Raw genomic sequence first — 16,696 nt, forward strand, 5'->3', positions numbered from 1 at the left:
CTTCGGTTCGCTTAGGCTGAGGACGACGTTTTTTGCCTGTTACGTGTTACCTGTCACTTGTCGCCCTTCGCGCTTAAACACAAAAAGCCGCTCCAGACCGGGGCGGCTTTTTTGTTTGGCAGTTTTTGCTTACCGAAGCTGACTTATACGCAGGGTTGGCTTATTCCGTTCACGTTTGCACCGCTTCCTGGTTGCTTTCAGCTACTTATCCACTTATCAACACGAAAAAGCGCCCGATTTGTGGATAACTATCAGCTTAGGCGGGCCACTGCACTTCGAGGTCGTCGTTGATGTAGACGCCGAAATTGACGAACTGCAGCTGGTCCTCATCAAAGTAAAGGTCAATCATCTCCTTCTCGTAGGAGAGGCGCATCTCGCCGGTATCCACCTTCTCGGTTTCGCCCTGGTCGTGGCCGTGGCGCTGCATCAGGGCCTGAATTTCCTCCGGCGACTTGCCGTGGATGGGCTCCCCGTAGAGGCGCATGCCGGGGTGGTCGGTTTCGATGCAGGAGAGGCGGTAGTCGTCTTCGCGGTCGAAGTACAGGGAATAGCCCTCTTCGAGGTAGTTCCAGGCCTGGTGCTCGAACTCGTCGTCGTCTTCCGACTCTTCAATTTCTTCCGGCTCGCCCATCAGGGCGCGGACTTCGTCCATGCTGGCGCCGAACTTGAGCGGGCCCATGCCTTGGCCCAGCACGATTTCGTTTTCGTCGGTGCTGCGGGGTTGGGGCGTATTCATAAGGTGCAAGGGGTTGAAGGTAGGAGGTGAGGTAAAGGTAGGTTTTGGAATGGCTAAATGGTTCGATGGCCAAATGGCTAGCTGTTCAACGTTGCCAGAACGACCAGCCATTTAACCATCGAGCCATTTGGCCATTTATTTCATTTCCCGTAGCGCTGCTCGAAGTCGGCTTTCTGGCGCAGGTAGTCGGGGTGCTGCTTGGCCTCGTCCCACTTGGCCTTGAAGATGGCGGCGGCTTCGGCTTTTTCGGGGTCTTCCGGGTCGCGGGGCAGCTCGGCGCGGCCGTGGGCACCGCTCTGGCCCTTCTTGTCGGCCGGCACGGGGCCGTCGTACTTCTTGCCGCCGCGGTGGTTGGCGTAGCGCCGGGCCCGGGTGAAGCCCATCTGCAGAAACTTGCGGGCCATGTCGGCCCCCACAAAATCATCGGCGGCTAAATAGGCCAGAAACAGCCCGTAAATCGTCTCGGATGACTCGCGGGCTATGGCGGGGGTCTTGAAGCGCCAGAAGGGCAGGATTTCGCTCTTATAGGGCTGCACGAGCAACACGCCCTGCTCCCCCTTGCCCACCCGGTACCGTTCCGGGTGTTTTCGGAAGTCGACGTGGTGGAAATCCTGTTGATAATCGAAGGGCATGACGACGGCGTGGCGAAGAGCCTCTGTATACGCACCCCGACCGGCGCGGGTAAACGCCGGCCCCGTTTCCGGCCAGCAGCCTTGTTCACTATTCAATACCGCCCGCCGGCTTATCCACCCCGGTCGGCCCGGCCACTGCTTTTCTTGGTGCGAGTCCGCCGGCGCTTTTTCGCTCCGCCGGCCTTGGGCGGCCCGGTCTTGCTCATCCGGGCATTTTCCTTCCGGCCCGACTTATCCACCTGCCTAATAACTTTTCATTAAATAAAATTTTAAAAATCTTTTTTGTCTTCGGTTGTTAGGGCTGTTCATAAGTGGATAAAAATCGGGCTTATGCACAGCGCTGGATAACATGTGTACAAGACCGGGCTTATACACCGGCTATCCACAGGGCATGTGCATTTTAGAGTGCTGATTTACTGATAATTAACAGCTTTTTAGACAATCCACACACTTGTGCACAAGGCTGTGAATTCACACGGCGGTGGAAAGTGGATAGTGCCGAAAGCCTGGGGAAGTTGTCCACGGCTGTCCACAGCCCGCGGGCACTGGTAGGCGGCTGAATCGGCCAAAAATACTTTTCCCTTATTTCTCCACGGCTATCCACCGTTATCCAGCCTTTATCCACGCATTATCCCCAGGTTACGCCGGCACCTGGTTTTCGGGCCCGAAGAATTCCACATTGGCCTGTGGATACGTGGATAACTGATAATCAAGCCCAAAAAGCGCGCTGAGAATCAGGGTGTAGTTACTTGCGCGAATATAGAGGGGGCCAAAACGGGGCTGGCAGCTCCAGCCGGATAGCCGTAGCAACGCCCCCGGCGCAGGCAGCCGCTTTCTACCGCCGAAACGAGCCGGCAAGGCAACGCGCGGACTGCAGCCAGGCCGCAGTGACGAGCGGCCAAGGCACAAAAAAGCCCCGGCGCGGGGCACCGGGGCTGTAGTACTCGGATGGCTGGTTTCTGCGCCCTGAACGGGGAAAGCAGCGGCTAGAAGCTCAGCTTTAGGTTTTCAATTTCCCAGTTGGCCCGTACCTGCTGGGGCTCCGGAAACCGGTACACCGGCTCGGCCGGCAGCAGCAGCTTCGGGTCGCCGCCCCGCCAGCGGCCGTCGTTGTCGGCGTCGATGAGCACGCGCAGGGTGTAGGTGCCGGGGTCGAGGTTGTCGAAGCGGAAGGTGCGCGGGCTGCTGAGGCTGCGCACCACCTGCTGGTTCTGGTCGAGCAGCTGCAGCTCGTAGCTGCGGGCAGCCGTCTGCACCGTGCCGGAGAGCGTGCCGGTGGTCGACTGCTCCGTCACGCGCAGGCGCAGCGGGCGCAGGCGCAACGACTGGCCCCCGATGGCCAGGATGGCGGTGCTGTCGGGAATGAATGTGACGGTGTTTTTGGCCTTGGTGTTCACGTTTACGGCCAGCTGGGTGCGGTCGGGGCTGAGCGTGGCGTCGGCGGGCAGGCGCAGGGGGCGGCGGGTTAGGGAGTCTTCCTGCAGCGTGCCGAAGGGCTTGGTGGTGAGCACGCGCACCGGCTCGGTGAACTGCAGCTTAATCTGCCCTTGGCGGTACACTTCGCGGGGGGCACCTATCACTTGGTACTGCGGCCCGCGGCGCGCCGGCGCGGCCTGCCCCTCGAAGCGCACATTGAGGGTATCCGCGCCCGCGTTGCCGGCGCTGTCGACGGCCGAAATCAGGTAGCGGCCGGCGGGCACCAGCTCCCCGCGCTGTATCACCACGCTGCGCCCGCGCTCCTGCAGCACGGCGGCTTCGAGCAGGGCCGGGTTGGGCGCCTGGCCCAGGGCCGCCAGCGTGAACTGCCGCAGCCCCTCGTTGTAGCCGATTTTGAACTGCGCGGGCGAGGTTTGCTGCGACAGAATCAGGGGCCGCTTGGAGTCGGGGCGCACCGTGACGAGCCGCACCGAATCGAGCCGCGGCTGAATGGTAACGGGCGCGGGCAGGTAAGCAATGCGTTCGGGCTCGTCGTAGCGGCTGTTGTTGTTCTTGTCGAGCAGGGCGTAGATGCGGTAGCTGCCCTCGCGCAGGTTGCGCAGCTGGAAGTTGCCGCTCTTGTCGGAGCGCGTCTGGTAGTAGGGGCGGTGGCGGCGCACGTCGGTGGTGTCGCCGGCGGGGTACAGGGCCACGGTGATGTCGGCCTCGGGCTGCCCGCTGAGCAACTGCGTGACGGAGCCGCTCACGCGCCCGGAATCGAGGGCCGCGCCGGTGCTAAAGGCCACAATTACGTCGCGGGCCGGGTTGCTCTCGGTAATGTCGGTAACGGCGTCGCGGAAGTTGAACACGTAGGTGGTGTTCGGGTCCAGCGGCTTCTCGAAGCGCAGCTCGATGCTGCTGCGCTCCTCCCGGATTTTGTAGGGGTTGTCGTCGGGGATGGAGGGCGTGATGAGCAGGTTTTTGGTCAGCTCCTTGAGCTGTACCTGCTCCGAAAACGTGAGGCGCAGGCGTTGCTCTTTCACGTTGGTAGCCCCATTTTTCGGCTCGGTGCTGACCAGCTTGGGCGCTACCTGGTCGCGCGGACCGCCTTCGGGCGAGCTGATGGCGGCGCAGCCCGCCAGGGCCAGGCCGGCCGGGAGCAGGAGCAGCAGGGAATTAGCGCGAGCGGACATTATAAAGCAGCAGCGTGGAAATCGTGAGCAGGACGCAAGCCCCGAGGATGGTCCACCGGGCGCGGCCCCGGACGGGGCCGGGCGTGGGCTCGGCGTCGGGGGGCGGTTCGGTGGGCACCGCTACCGCCGTGCGCACCGAATCCGCCCCGGGCGAAGGTACAACGACGGAATCGGGCCGGATGGGGTTGTGCTGGGCCAAAACCGGCGTCAGCAGCGCTAATTCCAGCCCGGCCAGCAGCGCCAGGCGCCGCAGCGGGCGGAGCGGGCAACGACGGCGAGTGGGCAGCAGCGGCTTCATCGGATGCGGTGAATACAAAGCAGTTGGCCCCTCCCCTACCCTGCCGGCGGCTCAGGCCTTTTCGGGCGCGGCGCCGGTTTTGGCGTCCTTGGTGGCCACGTAAATCAGGCTGGAATACTGCCCGCCGTTCTGGGCCGCCTGCCGGTTCGACTTGTAGCCGGAGCGCAGGGCCGCCAGCAGGCCGCCGCTGCGCTCGGCGCGGTACTTCTCGCTGAGCATGCTCACGTAGAACGCGTCGAGCTTCATGGGCAGGGTCTGGCGCAGCTGCAGGTGGTGCTTGCGCAGCAGGCGCGTCATGGTTTTGGCCGTGAAGTGGTAGAGGTGGCGGGGCACGTCGAAGGCGGCCCACTGCTCACGGTAATACTGCGCGTCGGGGCTTTCGGCGTTGGGCACGGCAATGATGAGCACCCCGTCGGGCTTGAGCAGGCGCGTGAGCTGCTTGAGCGTGGGGTTCAGCTCGTGCACGTGCTCGAGCACGTGCCAGAGCGTAATGGCGTCGAAGGAGGCGGGCTCGAACTGGTTTAGGTCGCCGGGGCTGATGGGCTGCCCGGTGTGTTGCTCGGCCAGCTGGCGGGCGGTGTCGTTGGGCTCGAGGCCGGCCACCTGCCAGCCGGCTTTCTGGGCGGCGGCCAGGAAGTAGCCGGTGCCACAGCCGTAGTCGAGCAAACGACCCCGGCGCGGGGCGTGCTTGGCCAGCAGGGCCACTTTCTGGCGCACCGTGAAGCTGCGGGCCACTTGGTAGACCTGGTTGATGAGGCCCTGGTTGGTGTCGGAGTGCGAGACGTAGTCCTGGCTTTCGTAGTAGCGGCCGATGCTGGCGGCGTCGGGGCGCGGATTGGTGAGCAGGAAGCTGCAATTCGTGCACTGCACGATGGCAAAGCTTTCGTGACTGACGGAATAGTCCTCGACCACCATTTTTGGGCGGAAGTCACTTTTCCCGCACACGGGGCACTGTTCTACGCGTTCGTACGACACTCAAAAGGCAATCAGGCGGCAAACAAAAAACAGCCGGACGCGGGCGCCGGCTGCGACTACACCTACAAAAATATAGGGAACAGCCGACAAGTAGCGAACCACCAGGAATGATGGCTGGGCAGAATGTGGATAACTACCCACTTGGTATAAAACCAGCGCGGATTTTATGCTGACGGGAAATTCTGGAAAGTGCCTGCGGAAGGTATAACACGGCTGTAATGGCGTTGTAAGCCCCCTCGGTTTTGCGCAAACGTTTGCGCAAAATAGGGCGCTGCATTTGCGCAGAAGCTGTTTAGAAAATTGTCGACGAGTGTCACGTTGTCATGCCGGGCTTATCGACGAATCGTGGCTGGACGAGTCAACGAGTTTCGTGCGATGATCAAAAGAGTTTCTAAACGACTTCGCGAGTAAAACGCGCTTGCTCTATCAGCCGCTAGGCTGGTCAGTCACTGGCTCCGGCATACTCGGGGGCCTACCGGTTCGGCGTATTCAACCGACCTGCTATGCTGCCGAAGGGGCTGCTGTAGCTCCTAATCGTGCTGGCAAAGCGTATTCTACCAACATGACGCCGCTATACGGCAGCGGCCGACTCGGCACCGACAAACCCCAAATCAACTACGCCGAGGCCGCCACCGGTTTCTTTACTGATTTACATGCCCGGCCGCTCGTCAATGTAGGGCGCGCCAATCACCGCCACGCCCACCGCAACGCTGCCGCCGACCAGCAACAGCAGCGCCCAGGCGGTGAACAGCAGCCACAGCATGGCCCGCCCGAAGCGCCGGTGCCAGGCGGCGTGGATGGTACCAATCAGCCCCCAAAAGGCCAGCGGCCCCTGCAAGGCGCAGGCGCCCATGATGATGTTATCAGCCCACGTGATAACGAGGTGAGGATGGCCCCACTGAAACGCTACGATATAGGCCAGCGCCAACCCGAAAGCGAGGCTCGAAAAGACAACCAGCCCGACAAACCAACCCAGGTGGTCGGCTCGTCGGGCTGGTTGCAATGGGGCGGAGGCTGCCTGCATGGTGGCCTCTGCCCTACTAGCGGCCCAGGTACACCATTAGCACCGAAATATCGGCCGGCGAGATGCCGCTGATGCGCGAGGCCTGCCCGATGGTTTCGGGCTGGATGCGCAGCAGCTTTTCGCGGGCTTCGTGCGAGAGGGCGGGCATGGCTTTGTAGTCCAGTTTGCCGGCAATGCGGACGCCCTCCAGCTCGCCCATGCGGGCAGCCTGCTGGTGCTCCTTCTCAATGTAGGTTTCATACTTGACGTGGATGCTGGCCTGCTCCAGCGCCTCCGGACCGTATGTCTGCAGGTACTGGTTCAGCTCGGGCAGGGCGCGCTGCAAGTCCTCCAGCTCCACCTGCGGGCGGCGCAGCAGGTTCACGGCGCGGGTTTTCTCGTGGATGGGCGCCGAGCCCAGCTCCACCAGCAGCCCGTTGATTTCGCCCGGCTCCACCGGCTTGTTCTGCAGGTAGGCCAGCACGTCGGCCGTCTGGCGCTGTTTCTGCTCCACGCGCGCCATGCGCTCATCCGAGGCCAGCCCAAGCTTGTGAGCCAGCGGAGTCAGGCGCAGGTCGGCGTTGTCCTGGCGCAGCAGGATGCGGTGCTCGGCGCGGGAGGTGAACATGCGGTAGGGCTCGTCGGTGCCTTTGTTGACCAGGTCGTCGATGAGCACGCCGATGTATGCCTCCGAGCGGCGCAGGATGAAGGGCTCCAGCTCCCGCACCCGCTGGTGGGCGTTGATGCCGGCCATCAGACCCTGGCAGGCAGCTTCCTCGTAGCCCGTCGTGCCGTTGATCTGGCCGGCGAAGTAGAGGTTGCGCACCGGCTTGGTTTCCAGGGTCAGGTGCAGCTGCGTCGGCGGGAAGAAGTCGTACTCGATGGCGTAGCCGGGGCGGAACATCTTCGCGTTTTCGAAGCCCGCAATCTGGCGCAGCGCCTCGTACTGCACGTCTTCGGGCAGGGAGCTGCTAAAGCCGTTCACGTACACCTCCACCGTGCTCCAGCCCTCGGGCTCCACGAAAATCTGGTGGCGGTCCTTGTCGGCGAAGCGGTTGATTTTGTCTTCCACCGAGGGGCAGTAGCGCGGCCCCAGGCCCTTGATGCGGCCCTGAAACATCGGCGACTTTTCGAAGCCGGTGCGCAGGATGTCGTGCACCTTCTCGTTGGTGTAGGTGATGTAGCAGGGGCGCTGCTTGCTGAGCTGGGGCGTATCGAGGTAGGAAAACTTGCTCGGGTTTTCGTCGCCGGCCTGCTCCTCCATTTTCGAGTAGTCGAGGGTGCGGCCGTCCACGCGGGGCGGGGTGCCCGTCTTCATGCGGCCCGTCTCAAAGCCCAGCTCCCGCAGCTGCTCGGTAATGCCGGTGCTCTTCTTCTCGGCCGCGCGGCCGCCGCCGAAGTTTTTTTCGCCGATGTGGATGAGCCCGTTCAGGAAGGTGCCGTTGGTCAGCACCACCGTCTTGCTGCGGAACTCGATGCCGAGCTGAGTGCGCACGCCCACGCAGGTGCCGTCTTCCACCAGCAGGCCGGTCACGGCCTCCTGCCAGAAGTCCACGTTGCGGATGCCTTCCAGCGTCAGGCGCCACTCTTCGGCAAAGCGCATCCGGTCGCTCTGGGCGCGGGGGCTCCACATGGCGGGGCCCTTCGAGCGGTTGAGCATCCGGAACTGAATCATCGTTTTGTCGGTGATGATGCCCGATTGCCCGCCCAGCGCGTCCACCTCGCGCACAATCTGCCCCTTGGCCACCCCGCCCATGGCCGGGTTGCACGACATCTGCGCGATGGTGTTCATGTTCATGGTCACGAGCAGCACCGAGGAGCCAAGATTGGCAGCCGCGGCGGCAGCTTCGCAGCCGGCGTGGCCGGCGCCTACCACAATTACATCGTATTCCTGGGTCAGCATAGCTGGGAGGGTTGTTTCTTTCGGAGGTGAGTAACAGGCGAGGCCCGCGTTTTGTGCCCAAATCCAGAACGTCATCCTGAGCAACGCGAAGAACCTTGCTCCAACCCCGCATAAACGCCTGATCAGAGACGGTTTACTGTCGCTGTTAAGTCTATGCCATTTGGTGCATAGATTTAATCGGCGGTGCAGGGCGCGAGGAAGGTCCTTCGCGTTGCTCAGGATGACGTTCTGGATTTGGGCTTGAAAAGCAAAAACCGTTTCCACGCCGGGCGGAAACAGTTATCAAATGTGAAGCCTAACCCGCTCAGAACGTGCGCAAAGATACGCACTTCGACGTTTTACCGCGCGGAGCCGGATTACTCGGCCCCGTGCAGCTCGTTTTCCCGCTCCCGCCACACGGTCAGTAGCTCCGCCGAATGCTCATTGACGGCCTGCCAATCGAAGGGCAGCCAGTAGCCGCGGTAAGAGTCGAAGACCTCCGTGGCAGCCGGGCAGGGATAAAGCTTGTAGTCGAACTTGGGGTAGCCATGGACCAGGTAGCCCGGGTAATAGTGCGTCATGCCCTGCTGCCGGGCGTAGTTGATTTTGAGCAGCATCAGGTACTTGCCCAGGCTGTAGCGGCGGTAGGCAGGGTCGTAGAAGTTCATGATGCCAGCCAGCGTCTGCTCCCCGCTGTCGAAGATGCCGGCGGCAATCAGCCGGCCCGCGTCGCGCAGCTCGATGACGCCGGTGGGAAAGGCGTTGTGCCGGGCGCCGGCCAGGGTAAAGGATTCCACCGTGTCGGGCGCATCGAAGCTGATGCTGGCGCGGTAGCGGGCGTAAAGGTCTTCGTACTCGTCGGTGAGGCGAAACGGCCGCAGCGTGATGGAAAACCGCTCGTTCAGGCGCAGCCGGCGGCGCTGCTCCGGGCCCCAGGTCACGTCGGCCAGCACCACGCGCAGCCAGTGCACGGTGTAGATACCGCCATTGATGGGCAGAAACTGGCAGGTAAACAGCTCTTGGTGCATGCGGTAGTAGCCCTGGCTCAGGTAGAAATCCAGCACGTTGCCCGGAATGATTTCGGACGAATGAGGGGTAGCAGTCATGGGTAGTGTAGAAGGCGCTGCGGCGCAGGCAACAGCAAGTTACGACTGTAGCGCGGGCTTCAGCCCGCGTCCGTTCGCGCCGCCCGCGCCTCGTCTTGCCGAATCAGCCGCACATCGTCTTGCCGAAATAGCGCAGGCGGACGCGGGCTCAAGCCCGCGCTACAAAAGCAAAACGCCCGCACAGAGGCGGGCGTTTCTGAATCTGAAAGCAGGGCCAGCGGGCTAAAACGTGCGCAGCGAAAGGCAGTCGTCCTCCTTTTTGCGCATGGCCGTCTGGCTCAGCAAATCCTTGTCCTTGTAGCCGAGCAGGTGCAGTACGCCGTGAATCATCACGCGGTGCAGCTCGTCGCGGAAGGTCACGCCGTGCGTCTCGGCGTTTTCCTTGATGCGGTCCACCGAGATGAACACGTCGCCCTCGATAATGTCCGCGTCGTCGGCGTTGTCGAAGGTGATGACGTCGGTGTACGTGTCGTGGTCGAGGTACTCCACGTTCACCTTGTGCAGGTACTCGTCGGAGCAGAAGATGTAAGTCAGCTGCACGATTTTGTGCTCGTGCACGGCCGCCACGCGCTCAATCCACTCCGTCAGCTCCGTGGCGTTGCCCAGCTCAAAGTCCACGTCTTCCACCACGAACTCGATGCCCGGCGCGTCGTGCATGGGGTCGTACTTGTCGTGGTCGGGCGGGAGCTGGTCAGCGTCGGACATAAAGCGGGGTGTGGTAAGCGGTAAGAAAGCTAGGCGACGGCGTGGCCCTGGGACGCGCCGTTCGAGGGCGGCAGCAGGAACGTCAGCTCCACCTTGCGGCCGTCCTTGGTGAATTCCACCTCGTCGGCCAGGTGGCGGATCAGGAAGATGCCGCGGCCGCCGGGGTTTTCCAGGTTTTCGGGGGCCGTAGGGTCGAGCAGATTGTTGAAGTCGAAGCCGGGACCCTGGTCCTCTATTTCAAACTTCACGCGGTCCTGGTCGATGGAGAGGCACAGCAGCACGTTTTTGTCCTTGTCGAACTTGTTGCCGTGGCGGATGGCGTTGTTCACGGCCTCCGTGACGGCCACCATGATGTTGCCGTAGATGTCGTCCTCGATGTGGAACGTATCCTTGGAGTTGTCGATAAAGCTTTCGACCACGCGGATGTTCTCAACGAGGGAGGGAATCTGAATTTTGACCTGCTTCATGGGGTGAGGTAAGGGGGCAACGGGGGGTAAAAATAGGCAGCGCTATTTCATTTTCTGAAAATACTCGCTCACCTCCCGCTGGTAGTACGGAGTGAGGGCCGGGGGTACCGTACGTAGCAACTCCGTCTGGCGGTTACGCTGCTCCCGATATTTCTCAAAAGCAGGCGGGAAACCGGGGGGTACCGTCTTGGCGGTTTCGGCTTCGCGCTTGTTGTCGAGGTCCCGCTCCCGGGCCGATTTCTCAGCTTCCAGCAGGCGGCTCAGGATCTGACGCTGGCGCATAACGGTCTGCTCCGTCAAGCGCTTGTTTACGAGGTCCTGCTCAGTTTGTTCCATCATCTTTTTCAGGTCGCCGAGGCCGCCCATGCCCTGGTCGCCCTTCTGCTTGCCATCCTTGCCGGCTTGCTTGGCGGCCTGCTGCTGCATCTTTTCCAGCTGCTGCAGGGCCTCGCGCAGCATCTGCTGCTGGGCGGCCATCTTAGCCAGGTCTTCCGACAGCTGCCGGCCCTGTTTGCCGCTCTGCTGCAGCTGCTGAATCTGCTGGTTGAGCTGCTGCTGCATCTTGCCCATCTGGCCCAGGCCGGGGCTCTGCTGCTGGCCCTTTTTCTTTTTGCCGCCGGGCTTGCCGGCGCCCGATTTCTGCTGCTGGGCCTCGCGCTGCTGCTGCTGCATCTGCTGCAGCGCGTCGTTGAGCATCAGGGCCAGGTTGTTCATGCTCGTCATGGCCAGCTGCTGCGAGCCGGTGGCCCGGCCCGGGTTGCGCTGCAGGAGCTGCTGCATGGCCTGGTCCATCTGCCCGTTCATCTCCCCTACCTCGCGCGTGACGAAAGACTGGAGCTGGAACACGCGCTTGGCCAGGGCATACAGCGAATCCTGAATAACCACGGCGTCGTCGCGGAGCTTGCGCTGGTTCTGGCTCAGCTGCTGGTAGCGCGGGTCTGACTGGTCCACCTGCCGAAACTGCTTCATCAGGTTTTCCTGGTCGAAGGAGAGCTTCAGCAGGTTTTCGAGGATGTCGCGCAGGTGGTCGATGTTTTCCTGCTGCTGGTCCGACTCGTCCTCCTGCATCTGCTGCTTCATCTTCTGGGCCATCTGCTGCATTTTCTGGGCAGCGTTTTTCTGGCTCTGAGCGGCTTTCTGGTTCTGGTTTTTCGAGAGCTGCTCCTGGCTGTCCTGCATCTGCTGGTCGGCGTCCTGCTGCTCCTGCTGCATCGGGTCCAGGTTGTTCTGGTTGTCGAGTTGCTGGTCCATCTTCTGCAGCTCCTGCAGCTCCTTTTTCACCTCTTCGAACTGCTTTTGCGCTTCCTGCTGCTGCTGCTTGAGCTGTTGGTTTTCCTGCTGGCGCTGGTCGTTGGGCTTGTCGGCGGCCTTTTCGGTTTGCTCGGCCAGCTTCTGCTCCTCCTGGGCCAGCTTTTCCAGCTGCTCGGTGGTGCTTTCCATCTTCTGCTCCAGCTGCAGCTGCTTAAACAGGTCCATGGCCCGCTCCAGCTCCTTCTGCATGGTTTCCTCCTTGTTTTCCAGCTTATCCAGCAGCTTCTGCATTTCCGAGTCGGGCGCCTTCTGTTGCTGCAGCAGCTTCTGCAGCTCCTCGTAGAGCTTCTTGGTTTCGGGGTCGAGCATGGATTCCATGAGCTTCTGCAGCTCCTGGGCCTTTTCGGCCAGCTGCTGGCTGCGCGGGTCCATCTGCTCCTGCTTCTGCTGCAGCTGCTCAAACATCTGCTTCATCTGGTTGAGCTGGGCATCCATCTGCTGCTTCTGCTCCAGCATCTGCTGCATTTCCTTGCGGTCGGAGTAGCTCAGCTCCCGCTTGGTCTTGAGCTTTTCCTCGGCCTTGGCCAGCTCCCGCTGCAGCTTCTTGCTCTGCTCTTGGGCGCTGGTCATCTTGTTTTGCATGGCCTGCGAGTCGGCATTCAGCTGCTCGCGCATCTCGGTGCGGCTGGGCAGGCGGTAAGTAACGGGCCGCGTGCGCGCCGATTTCGGGCCGTGCAGGCCGTCGTTGTCCCACACCTCCACGGCGTATTCGAGCTGGTCGCCGGCCTTGAGGCGCAGCGGGGCCAAATCCCACTGGTGGGCGTAGGTCTGGGCCGGACCGTTGTTGGCCAGCGCGATGGGCACGCTGCGCCAGGAGCCGGGCCGTTGCGCGGTGCCCACGCGGTAGTGCAGGGCCAGGCGCGAGAGGCCGTAGTCGTCGCGCAGAGTACCGGCCAGGGCCAGGTAGCGGCGCGTAGCCGTATCGGCAAAGGCCTCCACGGTGATGCTGGGTACCTGGTCGGGCACCACGGTGAGCTGGTACTCGATAGGGTCCCGGTTGGGGCTGATGTTGTTGCGCAAATCCACGCGGTAGGGCTGGCTGCGCAGCACCTGGCGGGTGACGGTAAACCGGTCGTCGGCGGCGGCCTGGGCCGCCACGGTTTCGGTGGGCTCCCGAAACTGCAGCTTCACCTGCTCGGTGGCGGCGGTGTTGAAAAGCCAGGTCAGGCGGGTGCCTTCGGGCACGGTCAGGTTGCCGTCGTTGTTGAGCGTTTCGGCCGGACGGCGCAGGTACGCGGGGTACTCGGCGCGCACGGTGAAGTCGCGCAGGTTGGGCCGCTCCAGCACGCGCAGCTCGTAGTCGTCGGAGGTGAAGCCGGCGGCCGCGAGCTGAAACTCGGTGCTGCGCTGGGGCTGCTGAAACGTGAAGGCGAAGCGGCCCGGGGCCACCTTGGTCAGGCGCCGCTCCCGGCCGTCGTAGAGCACCGTCACCTCGTTGGGCACGGCGTCGCCTTCCACGGCCACTTCCAACCGGAAATCCTCGTTCTTGAACGTCTGCAGGCCCCGGCTCTTATCGGCCAGCACGAAGCGGAAGGGCATGGGCCGGGCGTAGGCGCGGGAGTAGTGGAAAATCCGCTCGGTGCCCTGCACAAACAGGCTGGGCCACACCAGCAGCAGGCCGGCGGCCACCAGGGCCGGCACGGCGGCGTACTTCCACAGCGGGCGGGTGTCGTCCTTCAGCTTGATGCGCTCGGCGAATTCCAGGCCCGACAGCTGCCCGGCGCGCTGCTCCAGACTGGCCGCAATCAGGGCGTTGTCGCGGGCCTGGCCCTGCAGCTGCAGGGCGTTGAGCAGCTTGTCCTGCACCTCCGGAAACAGCTGCCCCACGTGCTGGGCGGCCTGCTCGTCGGAGAGCAGGCGGCGCAGGTTGGTCAGGGCCGCCAGCGGCTGCCAGATCCAGCGCACGAAAGCCCAGACCGTCAGTCCCAGAAAGCCAAAAAGCAGCCCGCCCCGCACCCAGGTGGGCAGGTACAGGAAGTACTCAAGCAGGTTGACGACGACAAAAAACGTCAGCAGCAGACCGCCGGCCACCAGGGCGCCGCGCAGCAGCAGGCTGAGGTAAAACTTGCGCTTAAACGCCTCCAGGTGCTGCCGGACCTGTTGCCAGGTGGCAGTCTGAGCGGCGGAAGCAGCGGGTATAGATTGGGTAGCCGGCATATCGGACCTCACAAAGGCGAAACGGAGAAAGATACGGCGAAACCCGCGGCCGCAGCCACGCGCCGTACGGCCGTGCTTTCCTAACGGCTGACGGCCCGCAATAAGTGCCGGCAGCTGCCAGGAGCATAAGCTTCAGCTTGTGCTGGCGCCCAAGGCGCCAATGGAAAGCCGCGCCGTCAGGAGATTAAACCCGAATGGCGCGGCTCCACATTGCGGCCAGTGGCCGCAGCACAAGCTGAAGCTTATACTACTGCCCTACGCCAATTCCACGAAAGCCGGGCAGTGGTCGGAATGCACCGCATCGGGCAAAAGACCGGCCGCGGCCAGGCGGGGTTGCAGGGCGTTGTCGGCCAGCAGGTAATCCAGGCGCCAGCCCACGTTGCGCTTGCGCGAGCCGGCCCGGTAGCTCCACCAAGAGTAGTGGTGCGGGGCCTCGCCGTGGTGGTGGCGGAAGGAGTCAGTAAAGCCGGTGGCCAGAAAGTCAGCAAACCAGGCCCGCTCGGCCGGAGTGTAGCCCGGGGAGTTCTGGTTGGCCTTGGGGTTATGCAGGTCGATGGCGGTGGGGCAGCAGTTGAAGTCGCCGCAGATAACCAGCGGCGGCACCGTGGCGCGCAGCTGCTGCACGTAGGCCGAAAACCACTTCAGCCACTCCAGCTTAAAGGCCTGCCGCTCGTCGCCGCTGGTGCCCGAGGGCATGTACACGTTCAGCACCGATACGTCGTCGAAATCCAGGCGCAGCACCCGGCCCTCGAAGTCGTAGGCCTCGTGCCCGCAGCCCGGCGCTACCTTGTTAGGCGCCCGTTTGCTGAACACGGCCACGCCGCTGTAGCCCGGTTTCTGCGCGGGGTACAGGTAGCAGTGGTAGCCCAGCGCCTCGAAGCCCGCCACGTCCAGCGCCTCGCGCCCGGCCTTGATTTCCTGCAAACACAATACGTCGGGCTGCACCTGCTGCACCCAGTCCAGCAGCCCCTTGCTCATGGCCGAGCGCAACCCGTTGACGTTGTAAGAAATGATTTTCAAGTTGCGTGAATTGTCGAATGGCTGAATGGTTGACTGGCTGGTCGTTGCGGTTTCCGAACGACCAGCCAGTCAACCATTCAGCAGTTTAGCCATTTAAATCTTCCTGCTGCGCGAAATACTCCAGGATGTGCCACTTCAGCATGCGCTCCTGCTCCTTGAGCGTGGCAAAGGGCACGGGGTTGATGAGGCGGTAGTGCGGCCAGCCATCCTCGTCCACGCGCTCCAGCTCGTAGTAGCCCGAGATGCTGAAGAGCCGGCACGTGGCAATGTGCATCAGGTCCTGCTTCTGCTCCTTCGAGAACGGGCCCAGCCCCTGCCCCAGCTCCTGCACGCCGATGAGCAGCAGCAGCGCGTTCAGGTCGGGCTTCTTGCCGAAGCGCTGGCGCAGCTCGGTCATCAGCAGCCACCAGCGGTGCTCAAACTGCGCCTCGGTTTCCTGCGGGTCCAGCATGGTTACTCGGCGTGTTCGGCGTGGGGCGGGGCCGGCGCGGCGGCTTCCTCCTTCAGCGCCTCCCAGTACTCTACCGCCCGGCGGAAGTGCGGAATCACGATGCTGCCGCCGATGAGGTTGGCAATGGCAAACACCTCGTACACCTCCGCGTCGGTCAGCTTTTCCTCGTAGCATTTACCGAGGTGGTACTTGATGCAGTCGTCGCAGCGCAGCACCATAGAGCAGGCCAGGCCCACGATTTCCTTGGTTTTCACGTCCAGCGCGCCGGCCTGGTAGGTGTTGGTGTCGAGGTTGAAAAAGCGCTTGATAACCTTGTTATCCGCCGCCATGATCTTCTCGTTCATGCGCGAGCGGTAGTCGTTGAATTCGGTGACGAGGCTCATCCGGTGAGATGGGGAGTAGTGAAATGGTGAGTTCACGCCCGGTGGCGTGGTCTTGCAAAAGGAAAAATCCGCCGCAAAGGTTTACATTAACCAGCAATTCCCCGCTCTACCGCGTCCCGGCTCCGGGCGCCGCTACACACCTATTGCGTTTGGCTCCACCGACTACCCCAAACGCGTCATGTTCCCGTCTGCCCTATCCGATTTTGTCGCGCTGATATTTCCGCGCACCTGCCTAGCCTGCCAACAATCCCTGGCCCGCGGCGAAAACCACCTCTGCACCGCCTGCCGCACCGAGCTGCCCTACACCGACTACCACCGCCTCGCCCCGGCCGACAACCCGCTGGCGCGGCGCTTCTGGGGGCGCGTGCCCATGGAGCACGTGCTGAGCTACCTGCGCTTTCTGCGCCGCGGCCGCGTGCAGCACCTGCTGCACCAGCTCAAGTACCAGGGCCAGCAGGAAGTGGGCACGGCCCTGGGCCAGATGTACGGGCAGGAGCTGGCCACCCACGGCCTCAGCGGCGGCCTCGACCTGATTCTGCCCGTGCCCCTGCACCGCCGCAAGCTGGCCAAGCGCGGCTACAACCAGTCCGACACTTTCGCCGAGGGCCTGTCGCTCGGCCTCACCGTGCCCTGGTCGGCCGATACGCTGCGGCGCACCAGCTTCACGGCCTCCCAGACGCGCAAGAGCCGCGCCGAGCGGTGGCAGAACGTGGCCGAGGTATTCGAAGTGGCCCAGCCCGGGGCAGTAGCCGGCAAGCACGTGCTCATCGTGGACGACGTGCTGACGACCGGGGCCACCCTGGAAGCCTGCGCCGTAAAGGTGCTCGACGCCGGGGCTTCGGCCGTCAGCGTGGCCACCATTGCCTGCGCCGAACACTAAATCACGGATTGGTGCGAATTCGACGGATTTGGCTACGCCTTCCTGCGGTTCACGGATTTTGTAGACGATTGTCGTTCGGGC

Annotated in this window: 15 protein-coding genes; 1 reads left to right on the forward strand and 14 read right to left on the reverse strand. The window is 62.8% G+C overall.

What is annotated here, in order from left to right:
• Positions 1–256: 256 nt before the first annotated feature.
• The 14 genes from EJV47_RS15725 to EJV47_RS15790 form a co-directional block, all read right to left on the reverse strand.
• The gene (locus EJV47_RS15725; RefSeq protein ID WP_126694126.1) at positions 257–736 is read right to left on the reverse strand and encodes a hypothetical protein; all 480 of its coding nucleotides are present in this window, start codon (positions 734–736) and stop codon (positions 257–259) included.
• Positions 737–876: 140 nt separating this feature from the next.
• Positions 877–1,368 (reverse strand): DUF4385 domain-containing protein, encoded by a 492-nt coding sequence (locus EJV47_RS15730; RefSeq protein WP_126694127.1) that lies wholly within the window; start codon positions 1,366–1,368, stop codon positions 877–879.
• 986 nt (positions 1,369–2,354) lie between these two features.
• The gene (locus EJV47_RS15735) at positions 2,355–3,977 is read right to left on the reverse strand and encodes an Ig-like domain-containing domain (protein WP_126694128.1); all 1,623 of its coding nucleotides are present in this window, start codon (positions 3,975–3,977) and stop codon (positions 2,355–2,357) included.
• Entirely contained in the window at positions 3,961–4,275 is a 315-nt protein-coding gene (locus EJV47_RS15740; RefSeq protein WP_126694129.1) for a hypothetical protein, read from the reverse strand. The genes EJV47_RS15735 and EJV47_RS15740 overlap by 17 nt, the downstream gene beginning before the upstream one ends.
• A 51-nt stretch (positions 4,276–4,326) precedes the next feature.
• Entirely contained in the window at positions 4,327–5,190 is an 864-nt protein-coding gene (locus tag EJV47_RS15745; RefSeq protein WP_243651185.1) for a class I SAM-dependent methyltransferase, read from the reverse strand.
• A 709-nt stretch (positions 5,191–5,899) separates the two neighbouring features.
• Entirely contained in the window at positions 5,900–6,274 is a 375-nt protein-coding gene (locus EJV47_RS15750; protein ID WP_126694131.1) for a hypothetical protein, read from the reverse strand.
• Positions 6,275–6,290: 16 nt separating this feature from the next.
• On the reverse strand, positions 6,291–8,153 hold the full coding sequence (gene mnmG / locus EJV47_RS15755; RefSeq protein ID WP_126694329.1) for a tRNA uridine-5-carboxymethylaminomethyl(34) synthesis enzyme MnmG: 1,863 nt from the start codon (positions 8,151–8,153) through the stop codon (positions 6,291–6,293).
• A 359-nt stretch (positions 8,154–8,512) separates the two neighbouring features.
• Positions 8,513–9,241 carry a GNAT family N-acetyltransferase gene (locus tag EJV47_RS15760; protein ID WP_126694132.1) on the reverse strand — a complete coding sequence of 243 codons (729 nt, stop codon included), beginning with the start codon at positions 9,239–9,241 and terminating at the stop codon, positions 8,513–8,515.
• A gap of 222 nt (positions 9,242–9,463) precedes the next feature.
• Positions 9,464–9,946 carry an rRNA maturation RNase YbeY gene (ybeY, locus tag EJV47_RS15765; protein ID WP_126694133.1) on the reverse strand — a complete coding sequence of 161 codons (483 nt, stop codon included), beginning with the start codon at positions 9,944–9,946 and terminating at the stop codon, positions 9,464–9,466.
• Positions 9,947–9,975: 29 nt separating this feature from the next.
• Positions 9,976–10,413: an ATP-binding protein gene (locus EJV47_RS15770; RefSeq protein WP_126694134.1), complete on the reverse strand. Its 438-nt coding sequence runs from the start codon at positions 10,411–10,413 to the stop codon at positions 9,976–9,978.
• A gap of 42 nt (positions 10,414–10,455) precedes the next feature.
• Positions 10,456–13,881, reverse strand: coding sequence for a DUF4175 family protein (locus EJV47_RS15775; protein ID WP_126694135.1), 3,426 nt, complete (start codon positions 13,879–13,881; stop codon positions 10,456–10,458).
• Between the two features lie 255 nt (positions 13,882–14,136).
• Positions 14,137–14,901, reverse strand: coding sequence for an exodeoxyribonuclease III (locus tag EJV47_RS15780; protein WP_126694136.1), 765 nt, complete (start codon positions 14,899–14,901; stop codon positions 14,137–14,139).
• Positions 14,902–14,986: 85 nt separating this feature from the next.
• Positions 14,987–15,352 (reverse strand): hypothetical protein, encoded by a 366-nt coding sequence (locus EJV47_RS15785; RefSeq protein WP_126694137.1) that lies wholly within the window; start codon positions 15,350–15,352, stop codon positions 14,987–14,989.
• Positions 15,353–15,354: 2 nt separating this feature from the next.
• The gene (locus tag EJV47_RS15790) at positions 15,355–15,735 is read right to left on the reverse strand and encodes a carboxymuconolactone decarboxylase family protein (RefSeq protein ID WP_126694138.1); all 381 of its coding nucleotides are present in this window, start codon (positions 15,733–15,735) and stop codon (positions 15,355–15,357) included.
• 178 nt (positions 15,736–15,913) lie between these two features.
• On the opposite strand from EJV47_RS15790, the gene EJV47_RS15795 reads away from it, so the two are divergent.
• A complete protein-coding gene (locus EJV47_RS15795) occupies positions 15,914–16,615 on the forward strand; it encodes a ComF family protein (protein WP_126694139.1) in 702 nt (233 codons plus the stop codon).
• The last annotated feature ends 81 nt before the right edge of the window (positions 16,616–16,696 follow it).

The sequence above is a fragment of the Hymenobacter gummosus genome (assembly GCF_003970915.1).
Lineage (GTDB): Bacteria > Bacteroidota > Bacteroidia > Cytophagales > Hymenobacteraceae > Solirubrum > Solirubrum gummosum.

Excerpts from the sequence above, each read along its gene's own strand:
- EJV47_RS15790 (WP_126694138.1), bottom strand. The coding sequence starts at position 15,735 with ATGAGCCTCGTCACCGAATTCAACGACTACCGCTCGCGCATGAACGAG.
- EJV47_RS15740 (WP_126694129.1), bottom strand. The coding sequence starts at position 4,275 with ATGAAGCCGCTGCTGCCCACTCGCCGTCGTTGCCCGCTCCGCCCGCTG.
- EJV47_RS15750 (WP_126694131.1), bottom strand. The coding sequence starts at position 6,274 with ATGCAGGCAGCCTCCGCCCCATTGCAACCAGCCCGACGAGCCGACCAC.
- EJV47_RS15760 (WP_126694132.1), bottom strand. The coding sequence starts at position 9,241 with ATGACTGCTACCCCTCATTCGTCCGAAATCATTCCGGGCAACGTGCTG.
- EJV47_RS15730 (WP_126694127.1), bottom strand. The coding sequence starts at position 1,368 with ATGCCCTTCGATTATCAACAGGATTTCCACCACGTCGACTTCCGAAAA.
- EJV47_RS15745 (WP_243651185.1), bottom strand. The coding sequence starts at position 5,190 with ATGGTGGTCGAGGACTATTCCGTCAGTCACGAAAGCTTTGCCATCGTG.
- EJV47_RS15770 (WP_126694134.1), bottom strand. The coding sequence starts at position 10,413 with ATGAAGCAGGTCAAAATTCAGATTCCCTCCCTCGTTGAGAACATCCGC.
- EJV47_RS15785 (WP_126694137.1), bottom strand. The coding sequence starts at position 15,352 with ATGCTGGACCCGCAGGAAACCGAGGCGCAGTTTGAGCACCGCTGGTGG.
- EJV47_RS15775 (WP_126694135.1), bottom strand. The coding sequence starts at position 13,881 with ATGCCGGCTACCCAATCTATACCCGCTGCTTCCGCCGCTCAGACTGCC.
- EJV47_RS15725 (WP_126694126.1), bottom strand. The coding sequence starts at position 736 with ATGAATACGCCCCAACCCCGCAGCACCGACGAAAACGAAATCGTGCTG.
- EJV47_RS15795 (WP_126694139.1), top strand. The coding sequence starts at position 15,914 with ATGTTCCCGTCTGCCCTATCCGATTTTGTCGCGCTGATATTTCCGCGC.
- EJV47_RS15735 (WP_126694128.1), bottom strand. The coding sequence starts at position 3,977 with ATGTCCGCTCGCGCTAATTCCCTGCTGCTCCTGCTCCCGGCCGGCCTG.
- ybeY (WP_126694133.1), bottom strand. The coding sequence starts at position 9,946 with ATGTCCGACGCTGACCAGCTCCCGCCCGACCACGACAAGTACGACCCC.